We start from the raw sequence: 17,660 nt of genomic DNA on the forward strand, positions 1-17,660 counted from the left end.
GAGGGCCGCCGCAGGCAAACAACAGGGAGCAGGACATGACAGGAAAAAAAGCAAACGCCAGTCCGAAATCGAAAGGGCGTCTGACATCGACAAGTTTCGAAGGGAATATCAGTACTGACAACGTCGAATATCGCCAATCCAGAGATGTGAATCTGTATGGTTTACAGCCCACCCGTAACGGCGGCTCTATCGGCATTCATATCCTTTTTCCCGAAGGCACAACCCCAGGCCAGATCCTACTCCCTCAACCGTGGCCGAATGTAGTTGAAGTACGCTATTTTCGCCAAACCGCCGATGGCCAGCGAACTTCTTATCCTTCCACAACTGGCCAGCTCTTCTTGACCTCCTATGAAGCGGATAGACAATACGCTGTGGGGGGGTTCAATTTCGACGCAGAGGTCGATGGCACAGTGCGATCGTTCAATGGGACATTTGACATCCGCTTGGTATAAACAAGGCAACACCTGGCGATGGCAGCGGCAATAGTTGGCCTTTACGGGGTCATCAATTGCCGCCTTACCCACCCACGCCCCGCAGATACGCGGGTTTTGTCGTCGGCACACTATTTGCTCCAGCTGTGGCACCGAACATATCCACAGGTGACCGATCATGCTGGTTAACAACAACACCCAAGCTGTGTCGACCGTGCAACAGCTCAAGCGCCCCGACATGGACCCCGCCAACGCCGCCGCCAGCGCGCTGTACAGCGGTGCCGTGCAAGCGGCCCAGCAGAGCGTGACCGTGCCGGCCGCGCAGAAGGACCTGGACAAGGCCAACGACCGTATCGACGAAGCCTTCGCCAAGACCCGCGTGCAGTTGCAAGCCACCACCGCAGCCCCTACGGCGTCGACGGATGTGCCAGCGACCGGCTCAAGCACCAGCACCGCGCGTGCCGACTTCACCGACTACATGAGCAAATCCCCGGCCGAGCGCATTCGCGAACAACTGCTCAAGGAGCAGGGTTTGACCGAAGAAGAAGTGCAGGCCATGCCGAAGGAAAAACAAGATGCGATCGCCAAGGAAGTGGCCGAACGCATGAAGCAGCAGCAAGAACAGCAAGTCGCGGCGAAGACCGCTGACCCGCAGGCACAGACAGTGAAAGAAACCTTGGCCGCGATCTGACTACGCAGGCTTTGAGGAGGGGAGCAGCGCGGCTCCCCTCCTTGCGCAAATAACCTTACAACGCCTTACCCGGCTGATCCGTCGAGGCGCTGAAGATCTGCTCCATCTGCGCTGAAAAGGGCACGTTCACATTCAGCGTCTTGATCACAATCGGCAACTCAAACCACTTCGCATACAGTGCCCTGGCTTCCCCGGAGGCCATCAAGTTCGTCAGGGTCGTGTCCACCGTTCTCGGCCAACAGTTTGAAGGCCTCGGTCAGGTTCTTGGCAGGCACCTTTATACGGCATCGTTTGCGGTCAAGCCGGCTGCCGCCCCTGCGCCGCCAGCGAGCCGCAAGACGTCTACTGCAACTGCAACGTCGAATTGAACTGGCTGATCGCATCCACCACATGCTGTGAGCCCTCCTGAATCTCCAGGATCACCTGCCCCGCCTCATTCGCCAATTCCACACCCAGCCCTGTGCGGCTCAGGCTCGACTGCATGCTCGACACCGCGCTTAGCGACAGGTCGTGGTTCTTGCGCACCACCTCCACAATCTCCACCGTCGCCTGACTGGTGCGTGCGGCCAGGCTGCGCACTTCATCGGCCACCACTGCAAAACCACGCCCGTGCTCGCCGGCCCGCGCCGCTTCAATGGCCGCGTTGAGCGCGAGCATATTGGTCTGTTCAGCAATGCTGCGGATGGTCTGCACGATGGAGCCGATGATGTCCGACTGTTTGCTCACCGCGTCGATGCTCTGGGCCGCCTGGTTCAAGTCGCTGGAAATCTCTTCAATGATCTGCACGGTTTGCTGCACCACCTCCGAGCCTTTGCGCGCGCAGGCGTCGTTTTGCACCGAGGTGGCATGCGCCGAATCGGCGGCGGTGCGCAGGGTGGTGACCTGGTCGGTGATGTCGCTGGCGAACTTCACCACTTTGTAGAGGCGCCCGTTGGTGTCGAAAATCGGGTTATAGGACGCTTCCAGAAACAGGGTCTTGCCGTATTTATTCTTGCGCTCGAAGCGATGGGAGTGATATTCCCCCCGGTTGAGCGAGGCCCAGAATGCCTTGTAGGCCGGCGATTCAACCTCGGCACGGTGGCAGAACATGCTGTGGTGCTGGCCGATGATTTCTTCCCGTGAGTACTGCACGGTGCGCAGGAAGTTGTCATTGGCGTTGAGGATCTGGCCCTGGGGCGTGAACTCGATCACCGCCATGGAACGGCTAATGGCGTCGATCAGGCTCTGGTTCTCATGCTCATGGTGGACCCGCGCAGAAATATCCGAGGCTACTTTGATCACGCTCTGCACCTGATTACCACTGTCGAGCACCGGCATATAACTGGCTTCCAGCCACACTTCTTCGCCACGCTTGTTCAGGCGCATGAAGGTGCCGCTGAGGGCTTCGCCGCGCGCCAGGTCGCGCCATAGCTGGGTGTAGGCCTCAGTATGGGTGTAGGCCTCTTCGCAGAAAATACGGTGATGTTTGCCGCGGATCTCTTCCACGTTGTAGCCCATGGCTGTGCAGAAGTTGTGGTTGGCATCGAGGATCACGCCATTGCGGTCGAACTCGATCATCGCCATCGAACGGCTGATGGCGGCGAGTTTGGCGTTGGCTTCGGTGAGGGCGCAGGAGAAACGCGCGATTTCTTGCAGGTCGGATTTGTGATGGCGGTTGAACATGGTCAGATCACCCTTGATTCCCGGCGCCCGAAAGGCGCATTCCTTTTATTTTCTGGACAGTGCTGGCAAACCTTCATGGGGAAATAACCATCTGAAACGCTTTATATGCCAAACGTCATCAACGGTTCTGGGTGAGCATAGACAGGGCTTCGCGCTATGCAAGGCCACTAGTCAGCCAGCATTTTCAACAATTCATGCGCAGCCGCGCACAGCGGGCGGGTAGTTGAGGCAACCAACGCAAACTCACGATACAGCGGGACGGTCAGCGGCATCACGCGCAAGCCATTACGCTTTACCGGCAGCGCCATTTCAGGCACCAGCGTAACGCCGACGCCTTCGCGCACCAGGCTGTAGGCGCTGTTCCATTCGCGTACTTCCACGCGAATATCACGCAGCGCCAGCCCCGCAGCGTTGGCCAAGCTGCGGGCGCTGGCGGTGCAACCGCCGGTGGCAAGCACGAAAGGTTGTTCCAGCAGCTCCTCGAACGACACGCCGGCGTTGGCCGGGCGCTGCGCCAAGGGATGATGGGTCGGCAACACGGCCATCCAGCAATCTCGCCCCAATACGGTGGCGTTGCGCTCGGGCTTGGGGTTGAGCACCACGCCCAGGTCGATCAGGCCGGCGTCGAGCAAGGTGAGCACTTCGCTGTCCGTGACATCCAGCGCGGTCACTTCAATACCGGGGTTCAACTGACGAAAACGCTGCAGCAGCGGCGTCAGAAAAGCCGCCATCACCATCGGGAAACTGGCGATACGAATACTCCCACGCAGCAGCGGCCGAGCGTCGTCGACCGTCGTCCGAATCGCATGCAACGCCCCCATCATCACCCGCGCGTGTTCGATCACACTCAACCCGAGCGCGGTGGGCAAGGTCTTGCGCGGCTCACGCGTGAACAATTGCGCACCCAAGGTCGCTTCCATGTTGGCCATGGCCTGGCTGGCCGCGGACTGGGTCATGCCCACCTGCTCGGCGGCCGCCGTAATGCTGCCGTGATCGGCCACGGCCACCAGCAAGCGCCAGTGCATCAGGTTCATCATGGCAGTAGCTGTCCTTATGGATGGGGTCTGAAGGTTTAATTTTACGCAAGGTGCCATGCCCGCGAGACTGGCGCAAATTCAACCGAGTAGCCCCGCATGAAACTGTATTTTTCCCCGAATGCCTGTTCCCTCGCCCCCCACATCGTGCTGCGCGAACTGGCGCTGCCGTTCGACCTGGTGCGGGTCGATAACAAGGCCAAAACCACTGCCGATGGCGAAGACTTCCTGCAAATAAACCCCAAGGGCTATGTGGCTGCGCTGCAACTGGATAACGGCCAGGTACTCACCGAAGCCAGTGCGATCCTGCAATACCTGGCCGACCTGAAACCCGCTGCCCAACTGGCCCCGGCCAATGGCAGCTGGGAGCGTGTGCGTTTGCAGGAATGGCTGAATTTCATCGCCAGCGAGATTCACGGCGGGCTGGGGATTTTCTTTAACCCGGCGATTCAAGGCGAAGTGCGAGCCACGTTCGTGGCCAAGTTGTTCAAGCGCTTTGCGTTTCTGGTGCAGACGCTGGAGCGTCAGGATTATTTGCTGGGCGAGCAGTACTCGGTAGCGGATGCGTATTTGTTTGTGCTGCTGCGCTGGGCGGCGGTTCATGACATTGATCTGCAGCCGTGGCCGGCGCTGACGGCGTTTATGCAACGCGTTGGCGCACGGCCTGCCGTGACTGCGGCGCTGGCTGCCGAATCCGCATGACCTGAAATGCACTCCACTGTGGGAGCTGGCTTGCCTGCGATGGCGGTGTGTCAGGCAATGATGTGCTGTCTGGGCTATCGCCATCGCAGGCAAGCCAGCTCCCACATTTGATCTTCATTGGTTTAGAGAAAGGGTTTCAGGTGGCCATCGAGGATGAAAGTGCTCAGTGCCAACACATCCACCGACCCCGAACGATCCTGATCCAGATGCGCCACCTGACTGCGCACCGACGCATGAATCCCAGGCCGTTGATAAAGTCGATGTAGATCGGTTGCATGGTCTGTTCACTGCTAGTTTTTGTGGCGAGGGAGCTTGCTCCCGCTGGGCTGCGCAGCGGCCCCAATCATGACCACCGCGTTCTTGCAGGCGGTACGCGGTGAATGGTTCTGGGGCTGCTGCGCAACCCAGCGGGAGCAAGCTCCCTCGCCACAGAAAAATAGGTGCTTATGGCGCTTTGAATACGATTTGCTGCACATCAACCTTTTTCGGGATCAGGCCGTTGGCGAAGAACAGGTCGGCGGTGCGCTGCTGGTTGGCGATGTCGATGGCTTGCAGCGGGCGAATCGGCTCCGGCGAGCGGTGTTCGAAGTAGCTTTTGACCACCGCCGGTTGCAGGCCCAAGGTCTTGGCCATCAAGGCGATGCTTTCTTCGGGCTGGTCCAGGGACAGGCGCTGGGCCTTGCCGAGCGTCTTGATGATGGTGGCGACGGCGTGCGGGTACTGTTTGGCAAATGGGCTGTTGACCACAAAGAAACTGCCGGCCGGGTTAAGGCCTTGGCCGTCGCCCAATACACGGGCGGAGCCATCGACCACGGCCGCCGAATAGTACGGGTCCCACACCACCCAGGCGTCGACTTTACCTTGCTCAAACGCCGCGCGGCCGTCGGACGGCGACAGGTACACCACGTTCACATCCTTCCACTGCAAGCCCGCGCGCAGCAGGCTCTTGAGGAACAGGTTGTGCGCGCTGGAGCCCTTGAGCAGCGCCACGCGCTTACCCTTGAGTTCGGCCACGCTTTGGAGGCTGCTGGCTTTGGGCACCAGCACCGCTTCGGTCTTGCCTTCGTTGGGCTCGACGGCGAAGTACTGCAAGTCGATGCCGGCGGCCTGGGCGAAGATCGGCGGGATGTCGCCGATATTGCCGATGTCCAGGCTGCCGGCGTTCAGCGCCTCGATCAGCGGCGGGCCGCCGAGGAATTCGGTCCATTGCACCTGAGTGCCGGGCAGCGCCTCTTCGAACAACTTGTGTTCACGGGCCAGCACCATGCTCACCGAACTTTTTTGGTAGCCGATGCGCAAGGTGGACGGTTCGGTGGCGAGCACGTTGCCGGCCACCAGCGAAAAAACAACAGCAGCGAGGATTTTGAACATCAGAGCGCTCCCTTGACCTTGGCCGCGACATCCGCAGGCACCCATTGCTGCCACACGTGCGGCTGCTCTTTGAGGAACGCCAGCGCGACCTGGCGCGGCTGTTCACGTTTCTCGCTCATCTGCGCGAGGATGCCGTTGAGCAGGTCGATTGGCAGGTCGACTTTTTCAAAGAAGGTGACTAACTGTGGGTATTGCGCCTTGAACGGCGCCGACACGCCAATCGCCAAATGCGCAGGCATCGAGCGCGTGCCAATGGGGTGCGGGTTGTTGGCGTCGGCCAGGGTTTTCCAGGCGTCGGCGTTAAACGGCGGCTCTTCGAGCTTGATCAGCTTGAAGCGGCCGAGCAGTGGCGTCGGCGACCAGTAGTAGAACAACACCGGTTTGCCACGACGGATCGAGGAGGCCACTTCAGCATCCAGTGCCGCGCCGGAGCCGGTGCGGAAGTTGACGAAGGTGTCGGTCAGGCCATAGGCCTTGAGCTTCTGGCTGTTGACGATTTCCGAGGTCCAGCCGGTGGGGCTGTTGAGGAAGCGCCCTTTGCTCGGGTCTTCCGGGTCGCGGAACACGTCTTTGTAGCGCGCCAGGTCGGCCACCGACTTAAGCTGCGGCGCCAGCGGTTTGATGCCGCGCTCGGCATCACCCTTGATCACGTATTCGGGCACCCACCAGCCCTCGGTGGCGCCTTTGACCGTGTCGCCCAGGCCGAATACTTTGCCTTCGGCCTCGGCCTTGACCCACGCCGGACTGCGCCCGGCCCATTCTTCGCCGATCACCTGGATGTCATCCTTGGCCAAGGCGGCTTCCAGGCTCACGGTACTGCCGGGCAAGGTGTCGGTAGGCAGGCCGTAGCCTTTTTCGACGATCAGGCGCAGCACTTCGGTGATCAGGCTGCCGCTTTCCCAGGTGATGTCACCGAAGTGGATAGGTTTGATGGCGTCGGCGGCCTGGGCTGGCTGCGTCAGGACAGCAAGTGCCAGCAGCGAGCCACCGAGCAGGTTTTTAATTGTTTTCATGCAGAACCTCATTTTCCGGAACACAGGAGATCAACGGTGGGAGCTGGCTTGCCTGCGATGGCGATGGTGGCTTCAACATCGCTATCGCAGGCAAGCCAGCTCCCACACTGGATGGGTGTGCTACTCAAGTTGTTTAAAAGTCATAACTGAGCCGCGTGCAGTAGAACGCCCCTTCCGGCGCGGTCGGTGACCGGTAGCTGTATGGCTGGCCTGGCGTCTGGCGCAGGCAACGGTTGAGCGCACGGGCCATGTAGTCGCTGACCGAGCGTGGGGAAATGCCCAGCTCGGCGGCGATCTCGGGATAGGTCAGGCCATTGAGCTGCGAAAGCAAAAAGGTCGCCTTGACCTTGGCCGGCAAGCCGTCGAGCAATTGGTCGATGGCCTGCAGGGCCTCGAGCATTTGCGCGAGGTCTTCGGGCGACGGTGCGTTGGAGGTTTCGTCGTTGTCCAGGGCGTCGAGATAAGCGTGTTCCAGGTCACGGCGCCGCCACAGTTGGTACATCAAACGCTGGGCGATGGTGGTGAGCAAGGCGCGAGGCTGACGAATCGGCAGCACGCCGGGTGAAGTCAACAGCTGCACGAAGGTGTCGGCGGCGATGTCTTCGGCGTGTGCACGGGAATCGAGGTGGCGGTGCAAACGACTGCACAGCCAGTCGTAATGACTGCGGAACAATCCGCCCACGTAATCGCGGTGAGAAGTGTCGGCGCCGGACATAGTGGCTCCATCTGAGAGGTTGCGCGTTATGTCCGGTGTTCCGGTGGAGCGATCCTAGCAAGGCTACTTATTCTTTAATAATATTTAAAAGGTATTTTTATATAACCTTATTAAAGCTTTACCGCTCCCACGCGGAGCGCGGGAACGATCAGCGCAGGTGCGGGTAACCGGCGGTGGCGGCGTATTGCTGATAGTTCAGCAGGACTTGGTAGTCGTCTTCGCTGGCAGGCAGGACTGCCTGGATGCCGAGGGTTTCGACCACGTGCGGTAGATCCTGCAACGCTTGATTCATCACGTCACGAATGTGCGCGGCTTGCTCATCGTTCAAGTGCAGCGGGCCGATGAAGGGCAAGGTCGGGCTCGGCGCGCTGTGGGTGATGATGCGCAGCCCCGCCACTTCTTCGGCGGCGAAACGGGCGAGGTAGTCGTAGGTAACGCTGTCGATGGCCGCAAGGTCGGCGCGGCCTTCGCGCAGCCAGCGCAGGCTTTCACGATGGGCGCCGCTGATGCCGACGCTGGCGAAGAAACGGCCTTCGCGGTGCAGCGGTGCAAGGCGCTCGCGCAGCAGGTTCATGCCGCTGTTGGAGTCGTGGCCGTTGATCACGCCGCGGCTGTCGTAAAAGTCCGCAAGCTGAGTGCGCGGGTTGTCGTCGCGGGTCAGCAGCAGGCTGCAATGTCCGCCCTGGCGGCTGTGGGCCAGCTCATAGCGCGGGCGGCCGATCACGCGCACTTTGCCGAGTAGTTGGGTCATCAACGGGTAGCCGCAGGTTTGCGTCACCAGCAGTTCGGGCGCGAGCCACAGGCCTTGCAGGTCGAGGTGGTCGGCGTTGCGGCGGTTCAGGTTCAGGCGCTCGAAAATGCGCGTCAGCCACGCTTGGTTGGCCTGTTGCACCGCTGCGGGCGCGACGTACATCAACAACTCGGCGTAGTGGTCACTCATGGTCGTCTCTCACGCAAAAGGGTGCCGGGGGCTGTCGATGGCCTTGAGGCCGTGGCGGCTGATCAACTGGCCATAACCTTGCACCAGAAAGCCGCCACTGCGCGCCACCCATTGTTCACGTCGCGCCCGGTAGACCGTGGGCAGCAGATACCAGGGCAACTTGGGCAAGTCGTGGTGCACCAGATGCAGGTTGTTATTGAGGAACAGCCAGGTCCACGGCCAGGACGCTTCGTTGAGCACCGTGCGCTGTTCCGGCTGCAGGTGTGGGCGGTGTTCATAGTAGGAACGGATCGACGCCAGGGACAAGGCCGGCGCGGTCACCAGCAGCAGGTAATGCCACACCGCAATGGCGCTGTAATGGTCAATAAAGCTCAGCATCAGGATTGTCACGCCGCCGTGGGCCAGCCACATCGGCCACACCTGGGGCAGGCGCTGGAGTTGATGACGCGCCAACCGCGCGATGGCCAGCGGCGATGCCAGCAGAAAACGTCCGAGTACGGTTTTGGTCAGCCAATGCACCCCGCGTTTGAATAACGAGCTGTTATCCCATTGGTATTGATTAAGGTAGCGGCTTTCCGGGTCGATGCCCGGCAGGGTCAGGTCTTCGTCGTTGTGGTGCAACAGGTGACTGTCGCGGTAGAGCGTATAGGGATACCACACGGCGAAAGGCGCGTAGCCGAGCAGTTTGTTGATCAGGGGCGAACGGGTGGGATGGCCATGCAGCAATTCGTGTTGCACCGACAGCCAGAGTGTCACTAGCGGGACCAGCAGCACCGTGCTCAGCCACAGGCCCAGCCAGTGGCTGGCGAGGATCACGGCGAACCAGCCGGCGTACACGCCGATCAGCAACAGCCAGGTCGGCCATTCGGTCATTGCGGTAAAACTGCGTGCCAGGGCTTCGATTTCCCGGCGGTGGGTCAGATCAAGGTAGTTGGCCATCGGCAGCTCAGAGCAGGTGTTTCCTGCTCTGTGCAGTGAGGCGCAAAAATCTTGCAGATCGTTTGGTTCTAAGCTTGTAACTCAGTGCCCGAACAGGCCGGCTTCGGACTTCTTGGTTTTTTTCTCGGCGCGTTTTTCATCGGCGGTCTTTGCCGGTTTTTTCTTCGCGGCTTTCTTTGAATCCATACCTTTGGCCATGATGCATGCTCCACGTGAAGGGGATGTAACACTGGGTATACCACCTATTGCCCGGCAGAAGGCGCTTATAATCGGCGGCCCTTGATTACGTTGCCCAAACACCATGCCCGAACTGCACCTCCAACTGCTGGCAGAGCCACTGTGGCCGCTGCTGAACAAGTTTTACCGCAGCCATAATTCCTCGATGAAGGCGCTCAAGGGCGGGCGCTTGTGGGTGGCGCGCGACGGCGAGATTGTCGCCGGGCTGTGCCTGACACCTGTGGTGGGTGGGCAATGGTTGACCGGCGTGTTTGTCGACCCGGCCTATCGCGGCCACGGGCTGGCGGCGCGGTTGATCGCTGCGGCAGTGGCTGATGTGGAAGGTAGGGTGTGGCTGCTGTGTCATCCGGAGCTGGAGGGCTTGTATCAGCGTATGGGTTTCACCCAGGAAACCACCCTGCCTCAATCCCTGGGTGAGCGCCTGGTGCGCTACAAACGCAACAAACCAATGATCGCCATGGGCTTAGAACCGTTAGTGAGGACCACTGCGGATAATGTGTGATCGCCCCGTGCAAGGCCCGTGCTAGCCTCGACAGCACAGTGGCCCCTTACAGGATGATCATGAAAAACACGCTTGCAGCGCTGTCTCTTACCGCCCTCCTCGCTCCGGCTTTAAGCCAGGCAGCGCAGGCGCCGATTACCGCCGAGCAGTACGCCAGCGTGCTGGCCGGCAGTTGGCGCGACCCGGCCAATAGCGCGCGTGACGGTTACCGCCACCCGCAGCAAACCCTGGAGTTCTTTGGCCTCAGCGCCAAACAGAGCGTGATCGAAATCACCCCGGGTGGCGGTTGGTTCAGCGAAATACTCGCGCCGCTGCTCAAGGACCACGGGCATTACATCGCCGCCGTGCAAGCCGCCAGCAGCAGCGCTTATGCTGCGACGTCCGAACAGAACCTGAAAAACAAATTCGCCGCCGACCCTGCGCGCTATGCCAAGGCCGACGTCGTCGAGTTCAACCCCAAAGCCCCGGTGTTCGGCAAACCGGCTTCGGTGGACGCCGTGCTGACCTTTCGCAATGTGCATAACTGGGTCGACGCAGGCACCGCACCGGCGACCTTCAACGCGTTCTACACGGTGCTCAAACCCGGCGGTGTGCTGGGCGTGGAAGATCACCGGGCCAAGGACGGCGCGGACCTGGAAGCGATCAAGGACAGCGGCTACCTGACCACGGCGCAAGTGGTGAAGCTGGCGACGGACGCCGGGTTCAAGCTGGCCGGCCAGAGCGAGGTGAATGCCAACCCCAAGGACACCAAGGACTACCCGGGCGGCGTGTGGACGTTGCCGCCATCGTTGCGGTATGGGGAGCAGGATAAGGCCAGGTATCTGGCAATTGGGGAGTCGGATCGGATGACGTTGCGGTTCGTTAAACCCGCCCGATGATTCTGTCTGGAATGCAATCCAAATGTGGGAGCTGACTTATGTGGGAGCTCGCTTGCCTGCGCAGGCACCTCGGTTTATCAGTGTCACCGAGGCGATGCTATCGCAGGCAAGCCAGCTCCCACACAAGCCCAGTTCCTACATTTAGATATGAGCGCGTCTGAAAATTACTCGTCAGCCGCGGGGTCCATATCCGGGAACATCACTTCGATAAACCCGAACTTGCTGAAGTCGGTAATTCGCGAGGGATACAGACGGCCGATCAGGTGATCGCACTCATGCTGCACCACCCGCGCATGGAAGCCGTCGGCAACGCGCACAATCGGCTCGCCCTTGGGGTCGAAACCTTCGTAGCGAATCTGCTGGTAACGATCCACCGCACCACGCAAGCCGGGTACCGACAGGCAACCTTCGTAACCTTCTTCGAGCACCGGGCTGAGCGGCGTGATCAGCGGGTTGATCAGGATGGTCTGCGGCACCGGCGGCGCGTCCGGATAGCGTTCGCTGGCCTCGAAACCGAAGATCACCAGCTGCAGGTCCACACCAATCTGCGGGGCGGCCAGGCCGACACCGCCGACGTGTTCCATGGTCTGGAACATGTCATCAATCAATTGCCACAGCTCAGGGCTGTCGAACATTTCCGGCGGAACCGGTGGCGCGATGCGCAGCAGGCGCTCGTCGCCCATTTTCAGGATTTCACGGATCATCGATCAGACTTCATCGGTAGTGGGCTTGGAGTGGTCCCGGCCGAGGCCTGAGACGTGCTGTTTTTCATCCGTGTGGCTGTCTTCATCGAATTCCTTTTCCCCTGGGTCCTTGCCTTCAGCCGACATATGCTCGATCACGGCATTCATCTCCGCGCCGAGCAACAACACGGCAGCGGAAATATAGAAGTACAGGAGCAGGACGATGATCGCACCGATACTGCCATACATGGCGTTGTAGTCGGCAAAGGTTTTGACGTAATAGCCAAAGCCCAGTGAGGCGATGATCCACACCACCACAGCCAGTACGGAGCCTGGGGTGATAAAGCGGAATTTCTGCTCAACATCGGGCATCACGTAGTACATAAGGGCCACGGCGAACATCAGCAGAATCACGATCAGCGGCCAACGCAGGATAGTCCACAGCGTGACCACGAATTCCTGCATGCCGATCTGCCCGGCGAGCCATTCCATCACCTGCGGCCCGAGCACCATCAACGCGGCGGCGGCAAGCAGCATGCCGGCAATGCCGACGGTGTAGAAGATCGACAGCGGGAAGCGCTTCCAGATCGGCCGGCCTTCGACCACGTCGTAGGCGGCGTTCATTGCGCTCATCATCAGGCGTACACCGGCCGAGGCGGTCCACAGCGCGATCACGATACCCACCGAGAGCAAACCGCCCTTGGACTGCTGCAACTGGTCGATCACCGGGTTGACCTGCTCCAGCGCCTGGGGCGGCAACACCAGTTCCGACTGCATGCGCAGCCAGGTGAAAAAGTCCGGCAGGTGCAGGAAACCGATCAGGGCAATAAGGAACAGCAGGAAGGGAAACAGCGAAAACAGCATCTGGTAGGCCAGTGCCGAGGCGTAGGTGGGCATTTCGTCATCGACGAATTCCTTGACGGTGCGCACCAGCACTTTGTGGAGCTTGAGGCCGTCTAGTACCGGAAAAATCATAGCGTCTCCTTTCGCCGCAAAAGGGTGAGGTCGTGGGCGACTCAGGGGCCGTTTTCTACATCAAAGTAGCCCATTTGGCGACTTTGAAACAATTTCCAAACTTTAGTTGCACGTTTTACACAAAAACGGCCATCCGTGGATGGCCGTCGGGCTGCATGAATCCAGCCGGCGATTGAGTCTTACTTGACGGCTTTTTTTACCGCATCTTTGGTGTCGCCGACAGCTTTCTGCACTTCGCCTTTCTTTTCCTGAACCACGCCTTCTGCGCGCAGTTTGTCGTTGCCAGTTACCTTGCCAACGCCTTGCTTGACGTTACCAACGGCTTCGTTGGCCAAACCTTTTGCCTTATCCGATGTGCTGCTCATGGTATTTCTCCGAAAGAACAATCAAGGGTTTTGGTCATTACCTAAAGATTGACCGGCGGCCGTTCGGCAGAGTTTCAATTATTTTTCAGCGCGCATTTCATCGCAGCGAACAGGTTTGGCTTTATGTTTTGCTGCCAACCCACGAGAATGCCCGGCACATTCAGGCTATAACGCTGAATAACAGATCCCGTAGGAAGGTTATGAAACTCAATAAAGCACAGGCCATCGCCCGTAGAAACCAGGAACTGGGCGGTGCCGTACTCGGCGTCAACAACTGCCACTTCACCGACCTGGACAGCAAACGCAACATCTGGTGGTTCGACCTGCCGCTGGTGCGCATTGGTGTGGGCCAGTACGAGTGGGTTCACTTGTTGATGCACAACGCTGAAACTGACCAGTTGCTGCACCTGAAGGTGCCGACGGCGTTCCTGCGCGAACACATCGAAGGGCTGGTGGTGCGCAATGCGGGCAAGCGCAAGCCGGAGATTACCCTGGAGCTGAGCGCGGATAAGGATTCGTTCTTGAAGGATGTACGCCCGGCCGGTGCTGGTGTGGGTTTTGCGCAGTTTGCCTTGTAAGAACGCGGTTAAAACAATGTGGGAGCTGGCTTGCCTGCGATGGCGGTATACCCGTCACAGTTGGGCTAGCTGATCCACTGCTATCGCAGGCAAGCCAGCTCCCACCTTGGATTGCATTCCAATCCAGGTAATAAAAAACCCCGCATCAGCGGGGTTTTTTATCGGTTACTTTTTTAGGCCGAGCTTCTTCAGCTCTTCATCACGCAACTCACGGCGCAGGATCTTGCCCACGTTGGTGGTCGGCAATGCATCGCGGAATTCCACGGCCTTGGGCACTTTGTAGCCGGTGACGTTGGCGCGCATGTGTTCCATCACCTGGTCCTTGGTCAGGGTCGCCCCTGGCTTGACCACGATAAAGATCTTGATGTGCTCACCGGATTTTTCATCCGGCACACCGATGGCCGCACATTGCAGCACGCCCGGCAAGGTTGTCAGCACGTCTTCCAGCTCGTTGGGGTAGACGTTGAAACCGGAGACCAGAATCATGTCTTTCTTGCGGTCGACAATGCGGATGTAGCCGTCTTGCTGGATGATCGCGATGTCACCGGTCTTCAACCAGCCTTCGCTGTCGAGCATTTCGGCGGTGGAGTCATCGCGCAACCAGTAGCCCTTCATCACCTGCGGGCCTTTCACACACAGCTCGCCGGTTTCGCCCAGTGCCAACTCGGTGCCGTCGTCGGCGATGACTTTGCACAGGGTAGAAGGCACCGGAATGCCGATGGTGCCGATCTGGATATGCTGGATCGGGTTGACGGTGGCCACCGGGCTGGTTTCGGTCATGCCGTAACCTTCACAGATGCCACAGCCGGTCACGGCTTTCCAACGCTCAGCCGCCGCCAGTTGCAGGGCCATGCCGCCCGACAAGGTGACTTTGAGCGCGGAGAAGTCCAGCTTGCGGAACGCTTCGTTATTGCACAGCGCCACGAACAAGGTGTTGAGGCCAACAAACCCGCTGAACTTCCACTTTGACAGTTCCTTGACCATCGCCGGCAGGTCGCGCGGGTTGCTGATCAGGATGTTGTGGTTGCCGATCAGCATCATCGCCATGCAATGAAAGGTGAACGCATAGATGTGATACAGCGGCAGCGGCGTGATCAGGATCTCGCAGCCTTCGTTGAGGTTGGAGCCCATCAGTGCCTTGCACTGCAGCATGTTGGCGACGAGGTTGCGGTGGGTGAGCATCGCACCCTTGGCCACGCCGGTGGTGCCGCCGGTGTATTGCAGCACGGCCACATCGCCGCTGGCGGGGCTGGCATCGTTGACCGGTTGACCGTGCCCCTTGGCCAGCACGTCGTTGAACTTGATCGCCTTGGGCAAGTGATAGGCCGGGACCATTTTCTTCACGTACTTGATGACGCTGTTGATCAGCAGGCGCTTGAACGGCGACAGCAAGTCAGCGACTTCGGTGACGATCACGTGCTTGACGGCGGTCTTGGGCACAACTTTTTCAGCCAGGTGCGCCATGTTCGCCAGGCAAACCAGGGCCTTGGCCCCGGAATCATTGAATTGGTGTTCCATTTCCCGCGCGGTGTACAGCGGGTTGGTGTTGACCACGATCAGCCCGGCACGGATGGCACCGAACACGGCCACCGGGTATTGCAGGACGTTGGGCAGTTGCACGGCGATTCGATCGCCCGGCTTCAAGTCGGTATGCTGTTGCAGGTAGGCGGCGAACGCGCCGGACAATTCGTACAGTTCACCGTAGGTGATGGTCTTGCCCAGGTTGCTGAAAGCCGGTTTGTCGGCGAAGCGCTGGCAGGACTGTTTCAGTACCGCCTGAATATTCTGATACTCGTCTGGATTGATGTCTGCAGCAATCCCGGCGGGGTACTTATCCTTCCAAAAGTCTTCGTTCATGGAAGCCCACTCCTCAGCGACGCGAATTCATCATCGCATTTGATGCGATTATTATTGGTGTATGTTTTTTTAGGTGAGTCTGGCGCTTTCAAGCAGGCCGAGAAGTCACAAAGCGCGCCGAGAGTAGCAGCTTTGCCAAGGGCCGCCTAGAGCCAAAAGAAGGCCCTACAGTCATAAACATGACTCAAGAATATCTAGTGGTCATTTTTAGAGCAAAGATTCTATAAACAAAGAAATGGCTCTGGAATGGGCTTTACAGAGCGATAAATAGCAATGTGGGAGCTGGCTTGCCTGCGATAGCGGTGATTCAGCCGATAAATCGGGTGACTGATACATCGCTATCTCAGGCAAGCCAGCTCCCACATTTTTTATTGCATTTCACATCAGGCGATGTCACGCAGCTCCCTGCGCAAAATCTTGCCCACCGGCGTCATCGGCAGCGACTCACGCAACACAATGTGCTTGGGCACCTTGTACCCGGTGAAGTTGGTTTTGCAGTACGCCTTCAACTCGTCAACGCTCACGCCTTGGGCGCGCGCCACCACAAACAGCTTCACCGCCTCGCCGGTGCGTTCGTCCGGTACGCCGATTACCGCGCAGTTGGCCACGGCTGGATGCGCCATCACCACGTCTTCGATCTCGTTGGGGTACACATTGAAGCCCGAGACGATGATCAGGTCTTTCTTGCGATCGACGATGCTGACAAAACCATCGGTGTCGATCACCGCAATATCACCGGTTTTCAGCCAGCCTTCGGCGTCCAGGGTTTCGGCGGTCGCCACGGGTTGCTGCCAGTAACCCTTCATCACCTGCGGGCCTTTGATGCACAGCTCTCCGCGCTCGCCCAAGGGCAGCTCGCGGCCTTCATCATCAATCACTTTCATGGCCGTGCCCGGCACCGGAATGCCCACGGTGCCCAGCCGCGACTGATTGCCGTAGGGGTTGGTGCTGGCCACCGGCGAGGTTTCGGTGAGGCCGTAGCCTTCGCCGATGGAGCAACCGGTGAGTGCCTTCCAGCGCTCGGCAGTGGCCTTGACCAGCGCGGTGCCACCGGAGTTGGTGATCTTGAGATGGGAGAAATCCAGGGTCTTGAAGTCGGGGTGATCCATCAGTGCCACGAACAGCGTGTTCAGCCCGAGCAGGCAGGAGAACCGCCACTTTTTCAGTTCCTTGATAAACCCGCCGATGTCACGCGGGTTGGTGATCAGCACGTTGTGGTTGCCGGTGACCATCATGCACATGCAATTCGCGGTGAAGGCATAGATGTGGTACAGCGGCAGCGGCGCGATCATCACCTCCTGCCCTTCCTTCACCAGCGGCTGGCCATCGTCGGTGACCTGGGACATGCACGCCCGCGCCTGCTGCATATTCGCCACCAGGTTGCCGTGGGTGAGCATCGCGCCCTTGGCCAGGCCGGTGGTGCCGCCGGTGTATTGCAGCACGGCGATATCCTCCAGGGTCACCGGGTGGCGAACCACCGCCTGGCCCGCGCCCATGCGCAAGGCGCGCTTGAACGACACCGCACGTGGCAGGCTGTAGGCCGGGACCATTTTCTTGACCTTGTCGACCACGGTATTGACCAGCCAGCCTTTGGCGGCGGGCATGAAGTCGCCCATCCTGGCTTCGATCAGGTAGTCGATCTCGGTGTCGGTGCACACGTCCTGCACCCGCGAGCCGAACAGGTTGAGGTAGACCAGCGCGCGCACGCCGGCGTCCTTGAACTGGTGGCGCATCTCACGCGGGGTGTACAGCGGGTTGGTGTTGACCACGATCAACCCGGCGCGCAGTGCGCCGAACACCGCAATCGGGTAATGCAGCACGTTGGGCATCTGCACCGCGATGCGCTCGCCAGGCTTGAGGTCGGTGTGGTTTTGCAGGTAGCCGGCGAACGCGGCACTTTGGCGCTCAAGCTCGGCGTAGGTCAGGGTGATGCCCATGTTGCTGAACGCCGGACGGTCGGCAAAGGCTTTGCAGGAGCGTTCAAAGACTTCGATCACCGATTTGTAGGTAGTGAGGTCGATGTCATTGGGAACGCCCGCCGCGCGTTTGTCATTCCAGAAATCAGGTTGCATTATTCTTGTCCTCGT

19 protein-coding genes and 1 pseudogene are annotated in these 17,660 nt (G+C 59.5%); 6 read left to right on the plus strand and 14 right to left on the minus strand.

The window, feature by feature from the left end; genetic code table 11:
• Nucleotides 1-35 precede the first annotated feature (35 nt).
• Complete coding sequence (locus tag PSH96_RS22435) at nt 36-452, plus strand: hypothetical protein (protein ID WP_305455136.1); 417 nt, start codon at nt 36-38, stop codon at nt 450-452.
• 157 nt (nt 453-609) lie between these two features.
• On the plus strand, nt 610-1,122 hold the full coding sequence (locus tag PSH96_RS22440) for a hypothetical protein (RefSeq protein ID WP_305455138.1): 513 nt from the start codon (nt 610-612) through the stop codon (nt 1,120-1,122).
• Between the two features lie 55 nt (nt 1,123-1,177).
• Here the strand turns inward: PSH96_RS22440 and PSH96_RS22445 are convergent, their stop codons facing one another.
• The 4 genes and pseudogenes from PSH96_RS22445 to PSH96_RS22455 form a co-directional block, all read right to left on the minus strand.
• Entirely contained in the window at nt 1,178-1,348 is a 171-nt protein-coding gene (locus PSH96_RS22445) for a hypothetical protein (RefSeq protein WP_305455141.1), read from the minus strand.
• A 116-nt stretch (nt 1,349-1,464) separates the two neighbouring features.
• On the minus strand, nt 1,465-2,037 hold the full coding sequence (locus PSH96_RS29655; protein WP_370694376.1) for a methyl-accepting chemotaxis protein: 573 nt from the start codon (nt 2,035-2,037) through the stop codon (nt 1,465-1,467).
• An 18-nt stretch (nt 2,038-2,055) separates the two neighbouring features.
• A pseudogene (locus PSH96_RS29660) lies at nt 2,056-2,784 on the minus strand (PAS domain-containing protein); the annotation flags it as partial.
• A gap of 167 nt (nt 2,785-2,951) precedes the next feature.
• Complete coding sequence (locus tag PSH96_RS22455) at nt 2,952-3,821, minus strand: LysR family transcriptional regulator (RefSeq protein ID WP_305455145.1); 870 nt, start codon at nt 3,819-3,821, stop codon at nt 2,952-2,954.
• 96 nt (nt 3,822-3,917) lie between these two features.
• Here PSH96_RS22455 and gstA point away from each other — a divergent pair, with 96 nt between their 5' ends.
• Nucleotides 3,918-4,520, plus strand: coding sequence for a glutathione transferase GstA (gstA, locus tag PSH96_RS22460; protein WP_305455147.1), 603 nt, complete (start codon nt 3,918-3,920; stop codon nt 4,518-4,520).
• A gap of 444 nt (nt 4,521-4,964) precedes the next feature.
• Here gstA and PSH96_RS22465 read toward each other — a convergent pair whose 3' ends face one another.
• The 5 genes from PSH96_RS22465 to PSH96_RS22485 all read right to left on the minus strand — a co-directional run bounded on the left by PSH96_RS22465 (nt 4,965) and on the right by PSH96_RS22485 (nt 9,498).
• Nucleotides 4,965-5,891: an aliphatic sulfonate ABC transporter substrate-binding protein gene (locus tag PSH96_RS22465; RefSeq protein ID WP_305455149.1), complete on the minus strand. Its 927-nt coding sequence runs from the start codon at nt 5,889-5,891 to the stop codon at nt 4,965-4,967.
• Nucleotides 5,891-6,904 (minus strand): ABC transporter substrate-binding protein, encoded by a 1,014-nt coding sequence (locus tag PSH96_RS22470; protein WP_305455152.1) that lies wholly within the window; start codon nt 6,902-6,904, stop codon nt 5,891-5,893. The genes PSH96_RS22465 and PSH96_RS22470 overlap by 1 nt, the downstream gene beginning before the upstream one ends.
• Nucleotides 6,905-7,037: 133 nt before the next feature.
• Nucleotides 7,038-7,619 carry a sigma-70 family RNA polymerase sigma factor gene (locus PSH96_RS22475; RefSeq protein WP_305455154.1) on the minus strand — a complete coding sequence of 194 codons (582 nt, stop codon included), beginning with the start codon at nt 7,617-7,619 and terminating at the stop codon, nt 7,038-7,040.
• 148 nt (nt 7,620-7,767) lie between these two features.
• Nucleotides 7,768-8,559, minus strand: a complete 792-nt coding sequence (locus PSH96_RS22480; RefSeq protein ID WP_305455155.1) for a phosphate/phosphite/phosphonate ABC transporter substrate-binding protein — start codon at nt 8,557-8,559, stop codon at nt 7,768-7,770.
• Nucleotides 8,560-8,568: 9 nt separating this feature from the next.
• Complete coding sequence (locus tag PSH96_RS22485) at nt 8,569-9,498, minus strand: fatty acid desaturase (RefSeq protein ID WP_305455157.1); 930 nt, start codon at nt 9,496-9,498, stop codon at nt 8,569-8,571.
• A 301-nt stretch (nt 9,499-9,799) separates the two neighbouring features.
• On the opposite strand from PSH96_RS22485, the gene PSH96_RS22490 reads away from it, so the two are divergent.
• Complete coding sequence (locus PSH96_RS22490) at nt 9,800-10,237, plus strand: GNAT family N-acetyltransferase (RefSeq protein ID WP_056858641.1); 438 nt, start codon at nt 9,800-9,802, stop codon at nt 10,235-10,237.
• A gap of 59 nt (nt 10,238-10,296) precedes the next feature.
• On the plus strand, nt 10,297-11,115 hold the full coding sequence (locus tag PSH96_RS22495; RefSeq protein WP_305455160.1) for a class I SAM-dependent methyltransferase: 819 nt from the start codon (nt 10,297-10,299) through the stop codon (nt 11,113-11,115).
• Between the two features lie 164 nt (nt 11,116-11,279).
• On the opposite strand, the gene def is transcribed toward PSH96_RS22495, so the two are convergent.
• The 3 genes from def to PSH96_RS22510 all read right to left on the minus strand — a co-directional run bounded on the left by def (nt 11,280) and on the right by PSH96_RS22510 (nt 13,138).
• Nucleotides 11,280-11,819 (minus strand): peptide deformylase, encoded by a 540-nt coding sequence (gene def / locus PSH96_RS22500; protein WP_305455162.1) that lies wholly within the window; start codon nt 11,817-11,819, stop codon nt 11,280-11,282.
• Nucleotides 11,820-11,822: 3 nt separating this feature from the next.
• Nucleotides 11,823-12,773 (minus strand): YihY/virulence factor BrkB family protein, encoded by a 951-nt coding sequence (locus PSH96_RS22505; protein WP_056858638.1) that lies wholly within the window; start codon nt 12,771-12,773, stop codon nt 11,823-11,825.
• Between the two features lie 179 nt (nt 12,774-12,952).
• The gene (locus PSH96_RS22510; protein WP_305455164.1) at nt 12,953-13,138 is read right to left on the minus strand and encodes a CsbD family protein; all 186 of its coding nucleotides are present in this window, start codon (nt 13,136-13,138) and stop codon (nt 12,953-12,955) included.
• A 200-nt stretch (nt 13,139-13,338) separates the two neighbouring features.
• Between PSH96_RS22510 and PSH96_RS22515 the strand changes: the two genes are divergently transcribed.
• Nucleotides 13,339-13,716 (plus strand): hypothetical protein, encoded by a 378-nt coding sequence (locus PSH96_RS22515; RefSeq protein ID WP_017139196.1) that lies wholly within the window; start codon nt 13,339-13,341, stop codon nt 13,714-13,716.
• 165 nt (nt 13,717-13,881) lie between these two features.
• Here PSH96_RS22515 and fadD1 read toward each other — a convergent pair whose 3' ends face one another.
• Together fadD1 and fadD2 are read right to left on the minus strand one after the other, a co-directional pair.
• The gene (gene fadD1 / locus PSH96_RS22520; RefSeq protein ID WP_305455167.1) at nt 13,882-15,573 is read right to left on the minus strand and encodes a long-chain-fatty-acid--CoA ligase FadD1; all 1,692 of its coding nucleotides are present in this window, start codon (nt 15,571-15,573) and stop codon (nt 13,882-13,884) included.
• A gap of 383 nt (nt 15,574-15,956) precedes the next feature.
• Nucleotides 15,957-17,645 carry a long-chain-fatty-acid--CoA ligase FadD2 gene (gene fadD2 / locus PSH96_RS22525; protein WP_305455169.1) on the minus strand — a complete coding sequence of 563 codons (1,689 nt, stop codon included), beginning with the start codon at nt 17,643-17,645 and terminating at the stop codon, nt 15,957-15,959.
• Nucleotides 17,646-17,660 lie beyond the last annotated feature (15 nt).

This window comes from Pseudomonas sp. FP2338 (genome assembly GCF_030687515.1).
GTDB lineage: Bacteria > Pseudomonadota > Gammaproteobacteria > Pseudomonadales > Pseudomonadaceae > Aquipseudomonas > Aquipseudomonas salomonii.

Excerpts from the sequence above, each read along its gene's own strand:
- PSH96_RS22435 (WP_305455136.1), top strand. The coding sequence starts at position 36 with ATGACAGGAAAAAAAGCAAACGCCAGTCCGAAATCGAAAGGGCGTCTG.
- PSH96_RS22440 (WP_305455138.1), top strand. The coding sequence starts at position 610 with ATGCTGGTTAACAACAACACCCAAGCTGTGTCGACCGTGCAACAGCTC.
- PSH96_RS22455 (WP_305455145.1), bottom strand. The coding sequence starts at position 3,821 with ATGATGAACCTGATGCACTGGCGCTTGCTGGTGGCCGTGGCCGATCAC.
- gstA (WP_305455147.1), top strand. The coding sequence starts at position 3,918 with ATGAAACTGTATTTTTCCCCGAATGCCTGTTCCCTCGCCCCCCACATC.
- PSH96_RS22465 (WP_305455149.1), bottom strand. The coding sequence starts at position 5,891 with ATGTTCAAAATCCTCGCTGCTGTTGTTTTTTCGCTGGTGGCCGGCAAC.
- PSH96_RS22470 (WP_305455152.1), bottom strand. The coding sequence starts at position 6,904 with ATGAAAACAATTAAAAACCTGCTCGGTGGCTCGCTGCTGGCACTTGCT.
- PSH96_RS22475 (WP_305455154.1), bottom strand. The coding sequence starts at position 7,619 with ATGTCCGGCGCCGACACTTCTCACCGCGATTACGTGGGCGGATTGTTC.
- PSH96_RS22480 (WP_305455155.1), bottom strand. The coding sequence starts at position 8,559 with ATGAGTGACCACTACGCCGAGTTGTTGATGTACGTCGCGCCCGCAGCG.
- PSH96_RS22485 (WP_305455157.1), bottom strand. The coding sequence starts at position 9,498 with ATGGCCAACTACCTTGATCTGACCCACCGCCGGGAAATCGAAGCCCTG.
- PSH96_RS22490 (WP_056858641.1), top strand. The coding sequence starts at position 9,800 with ATGCCCGAACTGCACCTCCAACTGCTGGCAGAGCCACTGTGGCCGCTG.
- PSH96_RS22495 (WP_305455160.1), top strand. The coding sequence starts at position 10,297 with ATGAAAAACACGCTTGCAGCGCTGTCTCTTACCGCCCTCCTCGCTCCG.
- def (WP_305455162.1), bottom strand. The coding sequence starts at position 11,819 with ATGATCCGTGAAATCCTGAAAATGGGCGACGAGCGCCTGCTGCGCATC.
- PSH96_RS22505 (WP_056858638.1), bottom strand. The coding sequence starts at position 12,773 with ATGATTTTTCCGGTACTAGACGGCCTCAAGCTCCACAAAGTGCTGGTG.
- PSH96_RS22510 (WP_305455164.1), bottom strand. The coding sequence starts at position 13,138 with ATGAGCAGCACATCGGATAAGGCAAAAGGTTTGGCCAACGAAGCCGTT.
- PSH96_RS22515 (WP_017139196.1), top strand. The coding sequence starts at position 13,339 with ATGAAACTCAATAAAGCACAGGCCATCGCCCGTAGAAACCAGGAACTG.
- fadD1 (WP_305455167.1), bottom strand. The coding sequence starts at position 15,573 with ATGAACGAAGACTTTTGGAAGGATAAGTACCCCGCCGGGATTGCTGCA.
- fadD2 (WP_305455169.1), bottom strand. The coding sequence starts at position 17,645 with ATGCAACCTGATTTCTGGAATGACAAACGCGCGGCGGGCGTTCCCAAT.